The organism is Salinisphaera sp. T31B1 (assembly GCF_040361275.1).
Taxonomy (GTDB): Bacteria; Pseudomonadota; Gammaproteobacteria; order Nevskiales; family Salinisphaeraceae; genus Salinisphaera.
This window is the reverse complement of record NZ_APNH01000006.1, coordinates 97,167-115,986: the sequence shown is the minus strand read 5'-3', so window position 1 is coordinate 115,986 and position 18,820 is coordinate 97,167. Positions and strand designations below refer to the sequence as shown.

20 protein-coding genes are annotated in these 18,820 nt (G+C 59.9%); 2 read left to right on the top strand and 18 right to left on the bottom strand.

What is annotated here, in order from left to right; all coding sequences use genetic code 11:
* Nucleotides 1–11: 11 nt before the first annotated feature.
* The 10 genes from traA to mobH all read right to left on the bottom strand — a co-directional run bounded on the left by traA (nt 12) and on the right by mobH (nt 9,951).
* Nucleotides 12–374, bottom strand: a complete 363-nt coding sequence (gene traA / locus T31B1_RS19375) for a TraA family conjugative transfer protein (protein ID WP_353251177.1) — start codon at nt 372–374, stop codon at nt 12–14.
* Between the two features lie 68 nt (nt 375–442).
* Nucleotides 443–976 (bottom strand): TraV family lipoprotein, encoded by a 534-nt coding sequence (locus T31B1_RS19370; RefSeq protein WP_353251176.1) that lies wholly within the window; start codon nt 974–976, stop codon nt 443–445.
* Between the two features lie 22 nt (nt 977–998).
* Nucleotides 999–2,297, bottom strand: coding sequence for a TrbI/VirB10 family protein (locus tag T31B1_RS19365; protein ID WP_353251226.1), 1,299 nt, complete (start codon nt 2,295–2,297; stop codon nt 999–1,001).
* Nucleotides 2,298–2,309: 12 nt separating this feature from the next.
* Nucleotides 2,310–3,449: an SPOR domain-containing protein gene (locus T31B1_RS19360; protein WP_353251175.1), complete on the bottom strand. Its 1,140-nt coding sequence runs from the start codon at nt 3,447–3,449 to the stop codon at nt 2,310–2,312.
* Between the two features lie 122 nt (nt 3,450–3,571).
* Nucleotides 3,572–4,180 carry a TraE/TraK family type IV conjugative transfer system protein gene (locus T31B1_RS19355; RefSeq protein WP_353251174.1) on the bottom strand — a complete coding sequence of 203 codons (609 nt, stop codon included), beginning with the start codon at nt 4,178–4,180 and terminating at the stop codon, nt 3,572–3,574.
* A gap of 12 nt (nt 4,181–4,192) precedes the next feature.
* Complete coding sequence (gene traL, locus T31B1_RS19350) at nt 4,193–4,471, bottom strand: type IV conjugative transfer system protein TraL (protein WP_353251173.1); 279 nt, start codon at nt 4,469–4,471, stop codon at nt 4,193–4,195.
* A gap of 155 nt (nt 4,472–4,626) precedes the next feature.
* Entirely contained in the window at nt 4,627–5,241 is a 615-nt protein-coding gene (locus tag T31B1_RS19345; protein ID WP_353251172.1) for an IncC plasmid conjugative DNA transfer DtrJ family protein, read from the bottom strand.
* 9 nt (nt 5,242–5,250) lie between these two features.
* On the bottom strand, nt 5,251–5,832 hold the full coding sequence (locus T31B1_RS19340) for a hypothetical protein (protein WP_353251171.1): 582 nt from the start codon (nt 5,830–5,832) through the stop codon (nt 5,251–5,253).
* 2 nt (nt 5,833–5,834) lie between these two features.
* On the bottom strand, nt 5,835–7,649 hold the full coding sequence (traD, locus tag T31B1_RS19335; RefSeq protein ID WP_353251170.1) for a conjugative transfer system coupling protein TraD: 1,815 nt from the start codon (nt 7,647–7,649) through the stop codon (nt 5,835–5,837).
* Nucleotides 7,642–9,951, bottom strand: a complete 2,310-nt coding sequence (gene mobH / locus T31B1_RS19330; RefSeq protein WP_353251169.1) for a MobH family relaxase — start codon at nt 9,949–9,951, stop codon at nt 7,642–7,644. The genes traD and mobH overlap by 8 nt, the downstream gene beginning before the upstream one ends.
* A gap of 131 nt (nt 9,952–10,082) precedes the next feature.
* On the opposite strand from mobH, the gene T31B1_RS19325 reads away from it, so the two are divergent.
* Together T31B1_RS19325 and T31B1_RS19320 are read left to right on the top strand one after the other, a co-directional pair.
* Entirely contained in the window at nt 10,083–10,553 is a 471-nt protein-coding gene (locus T31B1_RS19325) for a hypothetical protein (RefSeq protein WP_353251168.1), read from the top strand.
* 10 nt (nt 10,554–10,563) lie between these two features.
* Nucleotides 10,564–10,728 (top strand): hypothetical protein, encoded by a 165-nt coding sequence (locus T31B1_RS19320; RefSeq protein ID WP_353251167.1) that lies wholly within the window; start codon nt 10,564–10,566, stop codon nt 10,726–10,728.
* Between the two features lie 26 nt (nt 10,729–10,754).
* On the opposite strand, the gene T31B1_RS19315 is transcribed toward T31B1_RS19320, so the two are convergent.
* The 8 genes from T31B1_RS19315 to T31B1_RS19280 form a co-directional block, all read right to left on the bottom strand.
* Nucleotides 10,755–11,189 carry a hypothetical protein gene (locus tag T31B1_RS19315; protein ID WP_353251166.1) on the bottom strand — a complete coding sequence of 145 codons (435 nt, stop codon included), beginning with the start codon at nt 11,187–11,189 and terminating at the stop codon, nt 10,755–10,757.
* Between the two features lie 190 nt (nt 11,190–11,379).
* Nucleotides 11,380–12,456, bottom strand: a complete 1,077-nt coding sequence (locus T31B1_RS19310; RefSeq protein ID WP_353251165.1) for a DUF7146 domain-containing protein — start codon at nt 12,454–12,456, stop codon at nt 11,380–11,382.
* Between the two features lie 375 nt (nt 12,457–12,831).
* Nucleotides 12,832–14,595: a cobaltochelatase CobT-related protein gene (locus T31B1_RS19305; RefSeq protein WP_353251164.1), complete on the bottom strand. Its 1,764-nt coding sequence runs from the start codon at nt 14,593–14,595 to the stop codon at nt 12,832–12,834.
* 84 nt (nt 14,596–14,679) lie between these two features.
* On the bottom strand, nt 14,680–15,924 hold the full coding sequence (locus T31B1_RS19300; RefSeq protein ID WP_353251163.1) for a DUF3150 domain-containing protein: 1,245 nt from the start codon (nt 15,922–15,924) through the stop codon (nt 14,680–14,682).
* A gap of 282 nt (nt 15,925–16,206) precedes the next feature.
* Entirely contained in the window at nt 16,207–16,401 is a 195-nt protein-coding gene (locus tag T31B1_RS19295) for a hypothetical protein (RefSeq protein ID WP_353251162.1), read from the bottom strand.
* Nucleotides 16,402–16,542: 141 nt separating this feature from the next.
* Complete coding sequence (locus T31B1_RS19290) at nt 16,543–17,223, bottom strand: hypothetical protein (RefSeq protein ID WP_353251161.1); 681 nt, start codon at nt 17,221–17,223, stop codon at nt 16,543–16,545.
* Nucleotides 17,220–18,176 carry an AAA family ATPase gene (locus tag T31B1_RS19285; RefSeq protein ID WP_353251160.1) on the bottom strand — a complete coding sequence of 319 codons (957 nt, stop codon included), beginning with the start codon at nt 18,174–18,176 and terminating at the stop codon, nt 17,220–17,222. The genes T31B1_RS19290 and T31B1_RS19285 overlap by 4 nt, the downstream gene beginning before the upstream one ends.
* A gap of 268 nt (nt 18,177–18,444) precedes the next feature.
* Nucleotides 18,445–18,801, bottom strand: coding sequence for a hypothetical protein (locus tag T31B1_RS19280; RefSeq protein ID WP_353251159.1), 357 nt, complete (start codon nt 18,799–18,801; stop codon nt 18,445–18,447).
* Nucleotides 18,802–18,820 lie beyond the last annotated feature (19 nt).

Genomic DNA, 18,820 nt, shown 5'->3' with positions numbered 1-18,820 from the left:
GGGTGGGGGCGTTACCCCAGCGGAACGGCCATTGCAGTGTGTGCTGCCGCCTGCATCACCGGCAAGGTCGCGGAGACCATTTCCTCAAGCACAGTCGGGGCGTTATACAGGCCGATGCCTGCACCGAGGCCGACGATAAAGCCGCCGAGCGACTGACGCATGATGCCTGCGCCCAGACCCGCGACGACCATCAAGCCTGCGATGATGCGGCCGAGGGTGCCCTGGGTGAAGTCCGAAATCTGCAACCAGACGTCGGACAGCGCCTCGCCGCCCGTGCCGGCGGCTGCGACGCCCGGCAGTACCAGCGCGATCAGCGCAACGGTCAGACCCGCACAAAGGGCCGCTTTCTTATCCATCTTCATCTGCATTTTCATCTGATGCCTACCTCTGGTGGCTTGGGGTTGAGAGGCCGACCGCAGCCGGCCTGTTGCTGGTCTGCCGTCTACATTCGGTTCCCGTTCTGGCGACCTGACCTGCTCTGTCGGCCCGAAGACTCATCCCTACCGACCGGCGCGACCGTCTGGAGCGGATGCAATACCGGGGCTGCGCCCGGCTCCTGCAATCCGACCTGCCAGCGGCGCGGCTCGATCTCGGTATAGATGTAGCCGGGCACGTGTAAGTTGCCGTCATCGCTCTGCCAGTAGCTCAGGCGAATCCGCATCACCCGTGCCGGGGTGCGTAGCGGAATCGGTCCATCGACTGCGGGCAATGCCGGCGCATGGTTGAAAGGACGAGCCGCCGGCGCCGCAACGGGCGCCTGGGCGACTTCATCGTGATCGTGGTTCTCGTGGGTCTTCATATCCGCCGAACTCAACGCGTCGCGATCCTCGGTTTGCCGGTAGACCTCGCGTGCTGACATACAGGCCACACCATGATCGGTATCGGGGCATCCGTTGAACTCCGACTCGCCGTAGCCAAGGCTCGCGCAACCGGAAAGTGCTGTAACCAAAGTTAGCGTGCCGGCGAAGCCGCACATGCGCGCAAAACGCTGGTTTTTGTTACTTTTTGACATCGAAACTCACTCCCGACTGGACGATGAATGTAATGTTGCGTCCGGCGTTGATCTCGATGACCGGGTACATATCCTCGGCCATGTCGATGTAGAACTGGGCAATGCGATCAAGCGCGCCACTGGTGCCCGAAACCGCTGCGCCTTGCATGGCGTCGCGGCTGAGCACGCGCTGATATTCCTGCTGGCCGTCATTGCTCGTATTAATGGTCGGCACAGGGTTCACATCGAATGCTTCAGCTACGCCGCCCAGGAAGCCGGCCATCATCGAATTGGCGATGACTTGTCCCTGCTTGGACACGAGGCGACCGCGGATACCGGCTTTGCCGTCTTCACCTGTCGCAAAGGCTTTGATGCTCTGCTCGATCACACCGCCGTCATCACGGACACAGGAAATGGTCTCGGCACGCAGATAGGCGCGCTCGGAACTCAGATCGCCGTAGCCAGACGCCAACAGGAAGCATTCCTTGATGTCCTGACGGAAACGGTTGGGCAGGATTGCTTCGTGTTTGACGCGCAGCAGGAGCGGAAACGGATCGCGGCGTGCAGCCTGTCCGGTCGGTGCGTCCATGCCTGTAATGTTCGTGCCGGACACAATGGAACCCGCGGCGAGATAGGTGCGGTTGGGCTGCTCGCCCTCTTCCTCCGGCACTTCGGCCTCGTCCTCCACGATCGTGACGATCTTGGCGGCCTGGTTCGTATCGCGGTCGCCCTTGGCGTTGCTTACCGTGGTGCTCTCGCCTTCGCTCGTTTCACCCGGCGTCTTGAAGATCGCACTCGGATCGAAAGCTGGCCGCTCGCTCGTGTCGTCATAGAGGCCCGCGTTTGCTGATTCCGGCCGCTCGTTCAACGGGCTGCCATCAGCGCGAACGACCCCTGCCGCGCTGGGTTCGTCCGAGCGTTCACGCATGCGCCGCTCGAACTCTTTACGGGCGTCAGACTCTGCCTTGATCTTTCGTTCGATGCGCTCAATCGCGAGCTGATCGACGCCGCCTTCGCGTGCCGTCATCCGTTGCTCGGTCTTCTTCAGGCGCTCGACCTCACGCTTGAGGTTTTTGTTCTCGTCCTGAACCCGGTCCATGCGGGCACTCAAGGAATCGACGCCGATCGCTCGCGTATCTGCATCGGTGAGCACGTTCTCGATGACGCTCTCGCCTTCATCGGTGCGACGCGTCTGGTCTTCGCCGCTCGCGAAGAACCACAAGGCAGCTACGATCACACCGCCGCCTACGCCCATCACCACATAGCGACGGTACTTGGGTGGGATCTGGTCAATCTTGGCTCGGATCGCTTGCATGGCTTAGTAACCCCCGCTCACGGTCAGGCTCACTTCACCTTTCTGATGAAGCTTGGCCATCGCCCTGTTGGCATCCTCGCGCGAGGTGTAGCCGGGAATCCGTACGAACAGGTCGCCGCCATCGGCATACGTCTCAGCCGGATAGCCCATGGCACGCAGCTGGCCGACTTTCTCTCGCGCCGACTTGGCGGTTGGGAATGGCGGGTACATGACCTTCCACTCCGACGCGGCCACAGGCGCAGGTGCGGGGGCGCTCGTAACCGGTGCCGGACGTGCCATGGGGGCAGGCGCAGGCGCCGGTTGACGTGGTGCCGCAGCGGGAACCCGCGCGGTCAGGTCGGATTGAATCAAGGACGGCCGCTCAGGCGCGCGATCCTGCGTTTCGGCCACGTGGCGCATCACCACATAGACCTCGCTTTGCTGGCCCGGCTGCAAGATGATGCGGGGCCACGCAGCCACGCCGGCGACACGACGCTCATACAGGCAGGCGTTCTCCTCGAACTCGATCCGGTAGCCGCTGACATTGCTCATCCGGCCCACGGCGACCCAGAAGTCATGGCCCTGGATGGACTGCATGAACTCGAACTTGAGTCCGGGCTGATAGCAATACGGCGGCTCGCTCTTGGCGCCGCGCGACATGGAATAGCCCGGTGGGATTTGGCCCAGGGCGAGCGTGCGCATTACGTTGGTGATCGCTTGCTGATAGTCGCTGGCGCGCTCCCATTTCTCTGCTTTGGCGGATACCGCGCGTGGCATGTGTCCCTGCACATCGACTTCGAATGAGCGCGGCGGTACTCGGCGAGGAACGAGCGTCAGCGATACCGCCGTCATCTCATCGCCCTTTTCCGTGAGATAGAGCGTGACGGGCGCACTCGATGCCGGGGCGACGTAGACAACGGAGTCGCTGACCTGCGTAGTCGCGTTGGTGGCCGTGGTCCGCACCTGGGGGTGCTGAAACGGTGTGACAATGCGGTTCAGATGACCCTCGGCTACACGAACGATCGTGTTCACGCCCGGCTCGACCGTGATCCGGCGGCGGTCGTACTTCGCGGCCGTCCCATCGAAATCGACCTCGGCTGGAACAGCCACTTTCTTGGGTGTAACCGCCGGCGCCTGCGACACATTCGTCTGCTCGACCGGCACTAGTGGCAATGTCGCCTGCCGGGTGTCGCCAAAACTGTTGGCGTTGTCAGCGAAAGCGACCTGACTCGTCGATGCGATCAGGCTGAGTGCCAGCGCAACGCTGGCCCGAAACGGGGAAGAATTCATTTGCGTCGCTCCGAGCGCCCTTCGATCTTGCTCAGCACGTCTTCGGTGCGAGCGCGGCCTTCATAGGTATCGATATCGGTAATCAGGGGGGCGTAATCCTGAATCTGGATCACGAACTCATAGGTGCGCGTCGTGCGCTCCTCTTCGCCACTGTTGCCACTCACGTAGGAGTAGCCCTGCACGAACGCCTTTTTCGAGGTGGTCTCGTACTGGACTTTGCGGCCCTGGAAGCGAAGCGTTACGCCGTCTTGCGTGATCTGCTCGGCCTGGCGATGGATCGCAGCAACGGTCTGCTGATAGATCTCGGGGTCGAGTAGCGGCCCGATCGCATCAACGATGAATTGCGCGTTGCCAGGCGTGACGTTGCCAAGCAGCTGGGACAGGTACAGGGCCCAGCTGGTCTTGTAATCCTGCTGAGCATTGTCGATGCCGACCCATGCTTCTGTTTTGAGGGTGGGCGACACAAGCGTAACGACGGTGGATTTGTTCACCGCGCCGTAGGCGAGCACGACAACCGCTACAGATGAGAGCGAAAGGATCACACGATGAAACGTGTTTTCTACCTTTGCGCCGCGCCATGTCTTAGTCAGTTCAGATAACTTCACGCTTCGATGCCTCTAAGGGACAAAAATACGCACGAACGTGTTAGGAAGGGTGACCGTCTTACGAAGCGGCACACCCAGCCAGTACATGAGGTGGATAATGTGTCCGTCAGGCGATCGGGCGCCGGCGCGGCGGTAGATATGCGTGATGATCAGACCGCCTGCGGTCAGCAACATCGCATTGCCCGTAATCATTCCGATCACGAGTCCGAGAACGATCGGCGCCAGCTCATTCAAGTTCCAGAGAAGAACCTGCGGCGGGTCATCGATGCCTTGAGGGATTTCATATTCCATGGGCAGAGATGGTAAGGAGGCTGCTCAGTGCGCAACGCGCGCAAAGTTTCTGTTTTTGACGTTTCTCCTTTTCCGCTCGCGCCGCGCTTTTCACGGGCAATAAAAAAGCCCCGGACCTTTCGGCCACGGGGCTTAATGCGAGCGGTATCAGCTGGTCAGTAACGCTTGGGCATGTGTGAGATCGCCATGGCCAACGATATGGCAATGACAGCCAGGCCAGAGGGCAGGATCACAGGCGGTACCGGGATTGGCAGTAGCAGCACAAGCAGCAACCCGAGCAGGATGATCCCCTTCATTCGCCACGCGTAGCGATGAATGGCAGGGCTGGTGTAGTCGAAGCCGTATCGCTTGATCCGCCAGCACAGATAGCCATCGATCACGGCCGGCAACCCGATCAGCGCGATGAACGGCAGCCACGCCAATGTGACCACGACACGCCGAATCACCGTGTAGGCAAGCATGAGCATCGCGTCCACGCGCTGCTGCATGTAGGTGTTGAAAGACTGTTCGGGCAGGACTGTGCGCGCGTCTTTGCGCGGGGTCACGTAGTCACGCATCGCGGCGCTCGCGCCCGTGTCTATGAGCGCCGTGGTGTACCAATCCGCCGTGCGTCGCTCGACGCGTTCTATGGACGCCGGGGAGAACAGGGTACTGAGCATCCGAGTCTCGCCAGCATCCATGCTGTCGAGCCAGGCGCTGGGAACGAACAAGACCAGCATGAGGATCTCAACCAGCACCACGATCATTACCCAGTACGCTTTGAGAATCATCGCCCTGTCCTACTCCGGGTCGTCGAGCGCTTTCATCTGCGCAACGATGTCGGTATCCGGGTTGCCGTAGTACGCCTTGATCACCCGTGCTTGTCGCTCGGTGATCGCGTGACCCACAACCGCGGCGTAGACCTCGTTGTAGGGCAGCGCGTCCGCGTCCTCGACCTTCAAGCCCGGGCCTTGTCGCGTGGCCCACTCGGTCAGCGGCTCGGGCTGATTCGCACGCCAGACATCACCATTGGCCGAGACCACACGTATCGTGGTCAGACGCGGCAGCGCCGTCTGCAACAGCACGCGCAGAAAAATGATCATGCGCAGGGGATCGGTACGGGTTTCCAGCACCGCCTTGTTGTGTGCGTCGAGTGCATCGCACGCCGCCATGTAGATCAGCGGGCGACCTTGCTCCTCATCGATCAGACCGGCACTGATGTAGCTGAACAGCACCCGCAGGGAGTGTTCGGCGTCCGGCCAGTCGAGCTTGAGCTGATGATAGGGCGATACCTTGGTCTGATGCTCCTTGCGAAAGAGCTTTATGGCTTCATCGTCATGCTCGCTCAGCCGCGAGTCATCCCACGAAAATGTCTCCACCATGATTACTTGTCCTGTTCGTCCATGAGAATGGGAATTCGCCCCTTGATGATTCGCCCGTCTGCCAACCGGGCGAGGTATTCGAGATTCGGCAGCATCGTCAGCAGCTGCGAGGGAAACAGGTCGGTCTCTTCCTCCATGAGACGTTCGCCCTGGTTGCCCGACGACATGAGCGGCTCGCTGCCGTCATTGCTGGTGGCCTGTGTACGCATCACGTACTTGTAGCGCGTGGTGGGCAGGTTATTGGTCACGTAGTCACGCGTGGCTTCATCGAGCACGCGCAACGAGATGACGTTGTTGAGATTGCCGAGTAGCTGCAAGGCCTTGTCCTGGCTGCCGAGCTTCGATGCGAAGTCAGCAATCGTCTGGGTGGCCACGAACATGCGCAGCTTCGCGCCGCCGCCTTTGTTGAGTACCTGGGTAAATGGCACGTTGGCCGCTTCTGAAGCCTCGTCGACGAAGATGTTGACCATCTCGCCCATGCCGTAGCTGTAGCGTTGTGAACCGACAGCAGCGAGGTCGGCCATGATGAGCGCACCGATCGCGCCACCGACTTGCGCGTCACTCATCGAATTGAGGCCGACATAGAGCACGCTACGGCCTTCAATGATCTGGGTCAGGTTCACGATCGAGCGCGCGTCTTCGCTCTCGCCCGGTCGCGGGGAGAACAACGGCCCAAGCTCACTCGAAGTCAGCATCGCCAGTACCGGCAACAGGCTCGCGATCATCTTCTGGAAGTGCTCGCGGTTGTGCTCCTGCATCGAGATCAGACCTTCGAGATCCTGATTCGGATGATCGGCACGGATCTGTTCGCGATAGAACTTCACCATGGCGTGCGCTTTCTTCTCGCTTGTGTTGGCCTTCTGCAAAAAGGGCGCTGCCTTGGAAACCCACTCTGGCTTGACCTGGGTTGCCCAAGAACCGACGGCCTGGATCACTAGCTCGTCCGGGCCTTGCTCCAGCTGCTGACGGATGGAAACAAGCGTGGGGCGCTTGTCGATGAGCAACAGGCCCTGGACGACGTTGTTCAACGCCATGTGGCCGAACGCAACGAACGGGTCGGCGCCTGATTCGGTCGGGATGATCGATGCAATGCGCCCGGCCAGATCGGTGCCACGCGAGAAGTTGCGCAGCAGGTTGATTCGCACGGACTCCTGGGGGAATGCCGGATGAAGATATTTGAAGCTCCGCCCGTGAAACGCGCAGGCTCGTCGCGTCTCGGCCAGCATGTCCGGGTCGCCTTTCGGATCAATGATGATGACCGGCTCGTTTCGTCCGATGCACTGGCTTATCAGCAGTCGGAACATGACACTCTTGCCCGCGCGCGTGGTGCCGGCGATCAGGGTGTGCCCCTTGAGTGTGTCCAAGCTGATGCGCACCGGGGCCTTTTCATGTTCCAGGCCGTGTAGCCACTGCGCGCCACCGGTCTCGAGCGTCGCCTTGGGCAGATAACGCCGCGAGTCCTGATTGAGAATTTCCTGGGCGCGCTGGATATGCGCATTGCCCCATTCGAAGCCTTCGCCCAGCCAGACCTGATCAGGGTTCTTGGCCACCTGTTTACGAATGTCCTTATGCGTCACGAACTCGATCGCGCTTCCGCCCAGTCGTTTCTGGACTCGGCGATTGCGCATCGCCACACGCCCGCGAGATATCGCCATCACCAATGCGATGGCGGCGATCACCCAGAGAGGAGTCGGCGGCAGCTCGGTGACGCTGGCGAACAGAAGCCCCGTAACCCCACTGAGCAGCCACACACTCGCTGCCCAGCTCTCGAAGTTGGGTCGCAGAAATGCCTGGTAGGCGTATAGGTCTTTAGCCATTCGATGCTATCCGTACAGCGATTCTCGAACTACCGATTACACGTATGTCCGGGTGATTCATGAGGGCATTCCGTAGATCGGCCGTAGTGACACCTTCGTAGGATTTTTCAGAGACAGCCCTGCCGATGCAGTACTGCGGCACATGAATCCAGCCGTCGTCTTCCTGACCTGAACGGTTGATGGGGTGATCAGGCGTGCGAGCTGCGGCGATGAATTCCTCGGTGCAAGTCACCAGCTCGTCCGAGAGTGACTCGTCTGGTTGACTTCCCGTGGTTGGGGTCGAGACGACTTTCGCGTCATTTTCAGCGTTGCTGCTGCGTTTTTTGCGCTTGCGTCGTTTGCCATTCGGGCGGGAGCTGGGTTTGCTTGTGCTCGTCGTGGTTGATCGCTCAGGCGCCGAGCCCTTATCGGCCGCAGACGGCTCATCTTCTGGCTCCGCCGTGACGGAATCGGCGACAACGGGGTTCTCAGGCGAGGAATTTGCCGGCGCCTGCCCCGATTCGAGGAAAAGCTGGGACCGATGCTTGTCGAGCATGATGCCCTTGCGGCCATTGAAGATTCGCACGATGACCAGCGAACTCATGGGATCAGGCACCACGAGTCCTTCGTCACCAAGCAGGCGCTGAACCTCAGCGGGTATCGCAGCCAGCGCCGCACCCTCCGGGTAGGCAATCACGACATGGCCGTTGTGCATGAACAGATGATCGGTCCAGTCACCATGCCTGTAAATCGCGCGCAACAAGCCCTCGGCATAGCCGGCATCGAATTGCACTGGCTTGGGTTTAGAAGGCGTTGGCTCGGGCGCAGCTACGGGCTCGCTCGGACGCGCTGACACGGTTTGATCTTCAACGCCGACCGTTTCGGAACCGTCGTTATCCAGTGCCTGCTGCTGTGACGCCCACTCGTCATACATCGCCAGCGACTCATCGACGGGTTCGCTGGATTCCGATGTCGCCACGGGGACTTCGTTCTCATTAGTTAGCGGTGACTCAACCGTCTCCAGCGTGGGCTGTGAATGACGTTTCTTCTCCGCTTTGGGCTTCTTCGAGCGTTCAGCCTTGTCGGTTTCACTGGGTGCTTCTACGGCCTCGGCTTGAGCGGCAGCGGGTTTCTTGTCCGCTCGCGTCGGAACGATCTGCGCACTGATCGAGGGCGGCGGCGTATCGAGGAGCAACTCTGGACTGCTCAGACGTAGCATCATCAGCCGATGTGGATCGTTGTCGCCGAACAGATCGGGCCGCATCGGCCAGAATCGATATGTGACCCTTTCGGTTTCACGCGGAACGGCCAAGGCACGATCGATGAGTACGTCGGCCATCGAGTCTGGATCGCGCGGCACACCCGGAATGCGATCGTCACGAAGGATGCTGCCTATTTCCTCCGCTGCTGCGTGCCAGACAACATAAAGGTCGCCATCAAGAAGCCAAAGGCGCGCGCCCTTCTCATTGATGCGCCACCGCCCGCTCTTGACCAGGCGACGCATTGAGTCGACCAAATAACGCTCAACAGGAACACCCAGCGATACGTCGATCGGGTTCTGAAACCGGCGCATGTCGCGCTCGACCGATGCGCTGTCCGCATGGCGAATCAGTCGCCCAATATGGCCTGGGTCTGTTTCCATGTGCAGAACAGCCCGCATCATGGCTTTGACAACATCCGAACCCATGCTGCCCAAGTACGTCCTGACCTCTGTAGTCAGAACACGATCCAAGACGAGCGTACTCATCATTTCATGGTCGCCGTGACGATTCGGTTGCCAATGAAGGAAGTACCGATCGATCTTTTTCTCGGTCGCCCAGGCGTCGATGGACTGCGAGTAGCAATCCCAGTGATGCTCGCCAGTGCTGTCGGTTACCGACACGTCACTGGCCGGCTTGCCGATGTCGTGGATCAGGCCGGCCATGCAGACCGCAAGGCGCCAGCGCGGCTCCAGCTCGAGACGCCGCTGGGGCACTTCGCGTGCGGCGAACAAAACATCCTCGGATGCCCGAGTGGCTAGAAAGGCGACCTCTAGGCCATGGTGTAGGAGTCCGCCCGCACCGCGATGATGATGGGCCTCGGAAGCCGGCAACAGATGCACAAAGGCGGCGTAACGCTCGATGACAGGCATCACCAGCTCATCGAACACGCTCTTTTTGAACATGACCGCTTCATGCAGCTGTTCGAGCAATTCGCCATGCTTATCGAGCAGCTTTGACGCACGCACGGCCGGCAAACCCTTCGCGAACGGCGGGTAGTGCGGGATCTCTTCTTCGGGGATCGCGGGTTTGCCCATGATCCAATCAAATGTGCGCTTCAACATGGCGGTGATTGTGGCGACCGGCAGAAACGCTGTGCGCGGGATAAACGCCGATTTTCGACGTCTTGCGGCCCCGAGCGCGCCGATACGAAAGCTATCTTTCGTTCGTGTCCTATTACCTAGAGCGTTCTGCCATGACCCGGCTACTGCCCTCCCTCGCTTACCTCGGCCTGATGGTCGGCTGTGCCACTGCACCCGAGCCGGCGCCGGCCCCTGTTGGATATGTGGCACCGCCGCCGCTCAACTCCATGCGCCAACCCGTGCGTCTGACTGCGGCCTCGATTGGTGGTGATCTCGGGGGCGCAGCCTATCGCGTGCGTGCTATCGAGGACGTGCTGTGGCGAAACAGCGACGATCTGCTCGCAGCAGGCGACTTGGCGGCAAGTGACCCCCCTTATGACCGGCTTGTCGCCCAGCTCAACGAGCACAACACCACGCAGATGCCGTCAACGACTGTCCCGCACGAGAGTATCGCTCTCGCCTGGCGCCGCTACTGTGATGCCGGCGTCGGCATGACCGAGGCTGACTGGGCGTTCGTTCGTAACAATGGCCTCGAACATGGGGTGCCGGATGCCATCGCCGGCGATTGCGTCTATCCGAAGTGAATAGCCACGCATGCACACTCTGATCTTCAACGGCATGTTGGGCGGCGGCCTGACCATAGCGATGGTCGTTTTCGGCACATCCATCGCGCCGGCGGCGGGTGCCGGCGCGGTCTTTACAGTGGCCAGTTCATATCGATTGATTTGGGGTCGCAAAAATCACAGGCACAGTGCGTAGCAACTAACGGTGAATGCAGAAAGGCCCTATTTAAGCAGCCGGGCGGTGATTACAGCGCCATCGGTGTAGCTATAGCCGTAGCCATATCCCCCAGCCAGACCCGCCAAGACGGAAGAGACACCCCTCTCTCTCCAGCTATAAGCACCGCGGATGATCGGCATGATCGAAATCACTTCGTATCCAGCCTCAGCCATGGAGTTGCAGGCGTCCTCGATCGTGCCAATAAAGACTGGCTGATCGATGAACGTATCTGATAGCTCACCCGTGGGCGTATATTCCAATCGATCCTCGAAGATCGGCTCCTCGACTTCCACTTCCTTCTTTTTGAACACCCCTTCTGTTCGCGTGACCTTGTGAACGCCAACCTGCTTTCTGACTTTCTTGGATGAGTGTAATTGTCCCATTTGCGTGGGGACATAGAGCGTGCGGTAGGTGGGGCGCTGGGCTTCGGAATTACTCATCGTGGATCGTCCTGTGGCGTGGGTGCATGTGACAAGGCCAGCTATCGGCCTTATTCGAACCAAATTAAAAGCACCAAAGAATTCTGCAACTGACTAAGCCGAAACGATTCAGCTTCGACAGCAACGCAGCTGGCCCAGGAACGCCACGCATAAAAAAACCCCCAGACGCGTAAGCGCCCAGGGGTCAGGATCATGCAGCTCGCTCGCGGCGACGCGGGAAACCCGAGACACCATTGCGTAGCAGCACATCATTCCAGTCGATCGATTTGGAACCTTCGGGAACCTCGCCCGGCGGTGACATGATGCAGCAGGTCTTGCCCAGCTCCCACATACGGAGCTTGAGTCCAGCAGCTGCCTTCTGTCCGGCGCCTGAGAGATCCTTGTCCGCCCATACGATGATCGTATGCACGTTCTCCGGCGGTTCGAATCGTTCGAGCATGGTTGCCGAAACACACGACCAGGTGGGAATCCCCGTGGCCAGTGTCACCGACAACGCCGTTTCGATGCCCTCTGCGAGTCCAAGCATCCCATGATGCTCGTTGAGAGGAATCGCACCCCCGCCAAGCGTTCCGGGGCCGTAGTGCGGCACCATCAGCTTCTTGGCCTTGGGAACATCGGCTTTCTTCCCGTCTTCGGTCAGATAGGTCCGATGGATCGATCCCGCCTCCCCGGTCCGGTCACGCACAAGCGAAACCATCGCGGGGAAATGACCGAGCAACACATGGTCTTCGTCGTAGTAAGGCAGAGCGGGATGAAACCGGATCACCTTGCTATTCGGTAGTGCCATCTGAAGCTGACCACGAGATAACAGGTAACGCCGCAAAGGCGCGGCGCTCGGGTCATGCAAGGACACGCTAGCTTCCCAGACCTGCCGCAGTTTGCGGCGAGCCTGAGCTGCGTCATGGGTCGTCTCGATTTCACGAAACTGCCGACGACGCACTGGCGGGATATTACGAGAATCACTGCGTTCGATACCGACACAGGCCGCTACCGCTTCCAGCGTTTCACGAAAACGCCATCCATTGAGGCTCTGAATCAAGGCAAAACCGTCAGCAAACGGCCCACACTGATTACAGATCCCGCCACCGGTCTTGTGGACATCCCGGAACAAACGAAAGCCGTCCGTGCCACCGTGCAACGGGCAAGGCCCGTGACGGCCGGGACGCGCGATCGCATCTTCCAAATCAGGGGCCAGGACATTGAAGATCTCGGCCCACTTGTTTTCAGCAACGCTCGCAACGTGGCGAACATCCAGCTTCTGTTTCATAGAACACCTCCGAGTACAAACCCCAAAACCAGGGCCTGCCGAAACACCCGATTTGGGCGCTTTGGAAGGCCCTGGAATCGGGCGGGTTAAACCCCGTCGAAGGCGTCCACGCGCCACCCCAGCCGGGGCGATACGTGTCCGCCCGGACCAGGGTTGGCTTGATGCTGCTTTTGATGACTCGACCAGCTATCGAGACCGGGTTTTACACGCCGGCGACGTGTCATCCACAAAGGGATGAGAGAACACTGTCAGTCTGGCACGCGGCGATCGCGTACCCAGACTGGAAAGACGCGCTTTTCGGCTACTTTCACCCTCTTGTCCCAATGCCGGCGCCCGGCACTCGGAAAAGAGCCCCGGATTTCTCCGGGGCTTGGTTCAAGCCGACTGCGCCATCAGCGGTTGCTCAAGCAACCCGAATAGCGCGTTCGGCAGCTCATCGACCGAGAGGATCTTGCGGTGACGCGAGAACAGATGTTCTTTGGCGTTACTTCCAATCCCGATCCCGATCGTCTCGATGCCAGCGGCTTCCATGCGAGCGATCACGTCCACAGTCGCCGCGCGATCGTCCGGGTCACCATCGGTGATCACGAGAGCGATCTTGCGGGGCTGCTTCTGCGCCACCAGCCTGTATGCGACATGCCACAGCGCCTGGGCCATCGGCGTGGATCCATCGACGCCCATCTCGTAGGCGTCAATGCAAATCCGCTCACCAAAGCGCGTGAGCGTTTTCACACCGTCCTGACTCACCGGAAACGCAGCGGTTTCCAGATTCACGCCAGAGATACCTTCCAAAGCGACTGCGGTGGCATACACCGCGGCGCAAGCCGTAGCGATCTGATGGCCCATGGAGCCAGACCGATCGAGCAGCACATGAACCGCCGTATTGACGGCCTTGCGCTCACTCGAAGACTTGAACACCCGCGTATCACCACAGCTCAGACGAGCCAGCGAGCGCGAATCCAGCCGCCGCCCAGTACGGCGAGGCGGGTTTCGCTGTTGCTTTGACGCCTGAATCAGACCATCCAGACGTGACCGCAGCGCGTTGGTCGCCTTGCGGGCTTCCTTGGCGTTGATCACACCGAACGCACGGATTTGGTCGTTCCTCTCCTCAGCCACCTCGACAGCGGCTTCGTAAGGACAATCGCTCGCATGCTCCTCGAGCATCTCTGCGACCTGCTTGGCCACGTCATCCATGAGGTCTTGCTCTGTAGCCGACAACGCACGCTCGACCGCTTCCTCGATGTCGTCCTGACCACCGTGTCCGCGACCGTGCCCGTGGCTGTCCTGACTCGACGATGGGCTCTCATCCGCTTGATCGTCGTCCGACACATCGGCCGGCGATTGCTGCGAACTCGAACTCTGATCATCCTCGCCGTCCTCACCCGAGGCATCGCTTTGATCCGCCCCCGAGTCATCGGATTGCGAGTCGTCGCTCTGCCCTGACTGCTGACTGTCATCCTGCTTCCCCTCAGAGGTATCCGATGCCTGTTGCGTGGCATCCTGCGAATCGCCGGACTCCGGCTCTTCTTCCTCCTCGGGCTCCTGCATGGATTCGAGAATACGACCCACCAGCGCCTTGACCTCGACCGTCGAAGCCGCGTTTTCAGCCTGCCAGGCGATCGCCGAAATCCGCGTAGCCTTCCCCTTCGAGAAGACTTTGTGGAACAACGATTCGCTATGGTCAGCCAGATCACGCAACGCAGACTGTTCGAGCACGTCATGGCGCATTCGATGTAGCAGATAACCCTGCAAGACCGCACCCGGATGGGCGTCGTCATGCAGCCGTTCGAACATGCCATCGGCCACCAGCGTCGAAGCCAAGCGATCCAGGTTGCTCACGCAGCCGGGGAAACGCTTGCCCATACGACGCTCGATACGAATATCCTCGAGGATATTCTGCAAAGAACGCTCAAGGGGTGACCCCTCAAGACCGCCTTCAGTGAAGCGCACATGCGCCGCTTCATGGTCGATATAACCACGAACCAGTACCGCGGCCTTTTCATCGTCGGCCGGCAGTGCCGGCAGATAGATCGTCTGGCCATCGGTACACGCCCGGCCTCCGCCAATCGCGACACGAACGCCGTACTTGTCACCCAGAATCTTCGCCACGATCGGCAGCGACTTCGTGAGATTGCTCATCTACATACCCTCCAAAGACACGCCCCCCGCACGGGGGCGTGTTCATTCGCATGAACACAGCCCGCGTGCGGCGGGAGATAAGGCTTAGAAGAACCAGCCAGCCACCGCTGCGGGTTGGGGTTCAGCTTCGGTCTCCTCTACGGAGTCCTCGACTTCCCTTTCCACGAACGGAACGACGTTGGTGCTTTCGGCCTGGTGGGTATCCGGCACCGACACATTGGCGTCGGGTTCGGATGGCTGCGGCTCAGGCTCGACCTGTTCCACATCCTCGTCGGAAGACTCGACCTCAGCCGGCTGGCTATCGGTGTCGTGCTCCTGCGTAACCGTGTTCGTCACCATGTCGGTAACGGACTCGGTATCGTCGCCCTCATCCTCGTCATCCAGATCGACCGGCGTTTGCGCCAAGCGCGACGCCCCAAGCTCTTTGAGCTTTTCGGAGTCGGCCAGCACGTAGACCGTGGCCTGAATGTCGTTGAGGGTCTTGCCTTCGATCGGGCCGGTTTTCGGCACGCTCTCCAGCGTCTCGTCGATCCATTCGACGACCGGGGCAACCCGAGCATCAAGAAACGACAGTCCATCGAGCTTGTCGCGAATACGACGAATCGGGCGCAGTGCCCGACGCGTGATCTCGCTACGCCCTTTGAACGTCTGCTCCAGCGCCACACCCGCTTCGGTGGCGACCTCCTGGAACAGCTTGGCCGGCAGGCTATCCAGCTTGCGCTGCATGCCTGTTTCCTCGGGTCCGGCTTCATACGACGCCAGCGGCTGCACCCGGAAGACCTGAAAGTCGAAACGCAGTTGCCGCTCGACGACACCCAACGGGCTTACAGCACGCCGGATGACCTCTGCCCACTGGGAGTGGGATCGCACCCAGCCTTCGATCGACTGGTCATAGCGCTGGAGAAAGTCCTGCCGTGCGGCATTGAACTCACTCTCGTTCTGCTTGACCTTGCCAATCAGCTCATCGAAGCGACGCTCGGGAATCGCGTAGCCACCCAGAAAGCGAATCCCCACTTCCTGACAGTCACGCTCGACACGACGCTTGATCTTCTCGAACACGGAGACGTCCTTGGGATCGCAAATACGCTTCGACCCCAGAGACGCCAGATCGGACGGCGGCAGCTGATCGCCAGAGATCTTCTTGAGATCCTCACGACGCAGACGCTTGCGGCCCGACCACAGGTGGATTTCAGGATGAATGACCACCACTTCTTCAAGTACACGAGTTTCCACAACTACTACCTCCTGGGGCTCGCGCAGCCCGGATCTAAAAAAGACCCAGGGCGCGAAACCTGGGTGAAAAACACCCAGAGGACGCAGCTGTCCCATAGGGACAGATGACATCCCTATGGGTGAGCTTTGGCGCTGCTTTTATGACTCGATCAGCTATCGAGACCCGGCTTTACACGCGGGTAGCGTGTCGTCCGAAAAGGACGAGATAACACCTTCGAGTCTGCGCGTTGGTGCTGTCGGTGACGGGCCGCAAAGCGTGTCTTTTCGACACTTTCTGCTCGTCCCGCAGGGACTGACACCCTTGTCGAATACCCGCGCGCGAGTATTGGACAAAGGCGCCGGATTAACCGGCGCCCCTTCGCTTTTGTCGCTCCCTCCCTAGAGCTCGATGTGTTGGATCTGACAGGCCAGCTCGACGGCCTGGCGCCAACCTGAGCCTTCGGGGAAGAACTCCATGCAGGCCCGAATATCACGCTGGCGATCGGCATTGCGTCGTGCAGGACGAACAAAGCGCGTCGCCGTGTGATAGAGCCGTTTATTGATGGGAAACATAGCCAGCTGTTGCGTGCTCAAGGCATGACCTCCGTGCACGAAACTGACCAGGGAACCCCCGCGCCGGGGAGTGGAACTCCCCGGTCGGGATCGTGATGACACTGCCGCCGTACCGGCAGTGTCGTGAACTGACCTGGTACGGCAGGCGTGTCTATCTAGGCGTCAGAAGAACCATTCCTCGGACTCACTTGACGCGAGATCGAGGGCGCGGCGCATCGATACCAGCCCGAGATCGGACAGAATCGTATTGATCCGCGGTTCAACGTCTTCGAGCCAGTAGCGATCGATGAACGCTACGGGGTCAAGACTGTTCCCCTGCTCGTCCGCCATGGTCACCAGATCTTGCTGCGCAAGCGCACAGGCGTAGATAAGCATGGGCAAGGACAGGTCCATTTCGCTCGACAGGGTTCGTGGCCTGGCTCCCCAGAACGGCGCGATATCCAGTCCGAACTCTCCCGTGACGATCGAAGCAATCGATCGCTCGAGATCGAGCGGTTGCGCCGTCGATGACGGCTCGCTCGCATCGCGAAACGAAATTGAGGGCATCAAGTGGACATCCGGCCACTCCCCGTTACGGGCGGGAGCCTTAACCGGCTTGTTCACATGGTCGGCCAGAGCTCTTTCTTCCACGTAGCCTTCGGCCCATTTCTGGGCTACACGATGCTGTAGCTCAAGCTCGGCATCGTCCTGCGTGAAACTACCCTGTTCTACGACGACCTTTTGAAGCTTGCCGTCGAGGTTGCCGTGTCGAATAACGACACGGCCCCCCGCACGATCAGCCTCGCCCTCCCAGACCCAGACGGTCTGGTCGGGCTTTTCGAGGATCATTCGCACAACGCTCATGACAGCGCACCATCACCGAGGTGACGCTGAACGATCTCGTGCAACGCTTCACGGCTCTCGGGCGAAGCCTTGTACGCTAACGCACGATCCAGTGCATGCGAGACAGGATTGATACCCTGACGACTCAGACCACGAAACATCGTGATCATCTGTGCCCAACGTACGAGTGTACGGGTGGACATCGTGACATCGAGCGGCGGCGCATCACCCCGGCCATCACCCATGAAGGCCTGACGGATCGTATTAGCAGTTTCCACCAGCGGTGCACGAACCACCTCTGGCAAACCCGGTGCTGTCGTTTCGAGGATCGACTCCTCATCAGCTTGTTCGGGATAACCCACTTCCATCATCCAGAAGCGATCCATGAACGCCATATTCTGGCGCATGGTGCCTTGGAACATGCCATTTCGATCGCCACCACCGGCCGTATTGCCGGTTGCCACGAAGCGAAACCCGTCGGCCGGCTTGACTATCTCGCCGCCGTTTTCCGGAATCATCAGAGGGTCTCCCTCCAGAATCCCGTTCAAACCAGCAGCCGTTGCCGGGTCGAGCAGATCGATCTCATCGAGCAAGAATAAGTGCCCGTATCGCATGGCCGTGGTCAACGGCCCGTCCACAAACATCATGTCACCATCGACGAGGGTGTGATGCCCAATGAGTTCGGGGGCTTCCAGACGCGAGTGCGCCGTCACCCTCTGGACCGAGAGGTTCAAACGGGCCGCGACCTGGCAGACGAGACTCGACTTACCGGAACCCGTGGGGCCCGTGATGTAGAGCGGCTCATCCGAGAACTGCAACCAGGCCAGAACATCAGATACCACCGACTTGCGGAACTTGTAGTTGGTATCCACAGCCGGGGTAAACATGCCGGCTTGTGCCAGGCCTGCGACCTCGATCCCGTCCGGGGCGTCGATATCGAAGGTATGGCGAACCGAAAAACGCTGAGTAGTCATAACAGTCTCCTGAACAGATTGAACCCGAACAGAAGACGCACGCCCCCATCGGGGGAATACGTCCCCGACGGGAAGGCTTGGGATGCTGCGCTTGTGAATCGGTCAGCTGCCGATACCCGGCTTTACACGCGGGCAGCGTGTCGTCCGAAAAGGACGAGAAGAACCTAGAGCTTAGGAGCGCGCGAGCAGAATGCGGGGCGGGATAAACGCCGATAAAGCGTAGTTTCGCCGCCCTGCCCCTGTCGTACCTATCAGCCGCTGGGTCTGGCTAGAAGAACCAATCCGCATCGCAATCATCTGCGTTCACCAACGCCAGCACCCGAGCCATACTCGCCGACGCGGGCATGGAGGACTCCGAGGCTGATGAATCGTCGGGATCGTTCTCGTCGTACTGTTCGACCTGGAGGTGGACGTAACCCTTACGGAGTTTCTTCTGGGCTCTCCACTCCAACTCAAGCTCGAGCGTAGGCTTCTTGAGCCGCGCCTGGTCGATAACCGTCTGACGTACGCGACGCGTTGCCTCGCTGTACTCCAAAACGACCTCGCTTCGTCGATGATCGACCATTCCGCGCCAGTACTTCTTGCGCCCGTCGGGATAGGTATAGATCAGCGTAACACTGTCCATTGCTATGTACCTATCGATT

Excerpts from the sequence above, each read along its gene's own strand:
- traA (WP_353251177.1), bottom strand. The coding sequence starts at position 374 with ATGAAAATGCAGATGAAGATGGATAAGAAAGCGGCCCTTTGTGCGGGT.
- T31B1_RS19370 (WP_353251176.1), bottom strand. The coding sequence starts at position 976 with ATGTGCGGCTTCGCCGGCACGCTAACTTTGGTTACAGCACTTTCCGGT.
- traL (WP_353251173.1), bottom strand. The coding sequence starts at position 4,471 with ATGGAATATGAAATCCCTCAAGGCATCGATGACCCGCCGCAGGTTCTT.
- T31B1_RS19345 (WP_353251172.1), bottom strand. The coding sequence starts at position 5,241 with ATGATTCTCAAAGCGTACTGGGTAATGATCGTGGTGCTGGTTGAGATC.
- T31B1_RS19340 (WP_353251171.1), bottom strand. The coding sequence starts at position 5,832 with ATGGTGGAGACATTTTCGTGGGATGACTCGCGGCTGAGCGAGCATGAC.
- traD (WP_353251170.1), bottom strand. The coding sequence starts at position 7,649 with ATGGCTAAAGACCTATACGCCTACCAGGCATTTCTGCGACCCAACTTC.
- mobH (WP_353251169.1), bottom strand. The coding sequence starts at position 9,951 with ATGTTGAAGCGCACATTTGATTGGATCATGGGCAAACCCGCGATCCCC.
- T31B1_RS19325 (WP_353251168.1), top strand. The coding sequence starts at position 10,083 with ATGACCCGGCTACTGCCCTCCCTCGCTTACCTCGGCCTGATGGTCGGC.
- T31B1_RS19320 (WP_353251167.1), top strand. The coding sequence starts at position 10,564 with ATGCACACTCTGATCTTCAACGGCATGTTGGGCGGCGGCCTGACCATA.
- T31B1_RS19315 (WP_353251166.1), bottom strand. The coding sequence starts at position 11,189 with ATGAGTAATTCCGAAGCCCAGCGCCCCACCTACCGCACGCTCTATGTC.
- T31B1_RS19310 (WP_353251165.1), bottom strand. The coding sequence starts at position 12,456 with ATGAAACAGAAGCTGGATGTTCGCCACGTTGCGAGCGTTGCTGAAAAC.
- T31B1_RS19305 (WP_353251164.1), bottom strand. The coding sequence starts at position 14,595 with ATGAGCAATCTCACGAAGTCGCTGCCGATCGTGGCGAAGATTCTGGGT.
- T31B1_RS19300 (WP_353251163.1), bottom strand. The coding sequence starts at position 15,924 with ATGGGACAGCTGCGTCCTCTGGGTGTTTTTCACCCAGGTTTCGCGCCC.
- T31B1_RS19290 (WP_353251161.1), bottom strand. The coding sequence starts at position 17,223 with ATGAGCGTTGTGCGAATGATCCTCGAAAAGCCCGACCAGACCGTCTGG.
- T31B1_RS19285 (WP_353251160.1), bottom strand. The coding sequence starts at position 18,176 with ATGACTACTCAGCGTTTTTCGGTTCGCCATACCTTCGATATCGACGCC.
- T31B1_RS19280 (WP_353251159.1), bottom strand. The coding sequence starts at position 18,801 with ATGGACAGTGTTACGCTGATCTATACCTATCCCGACGGGCGCAAGAAG.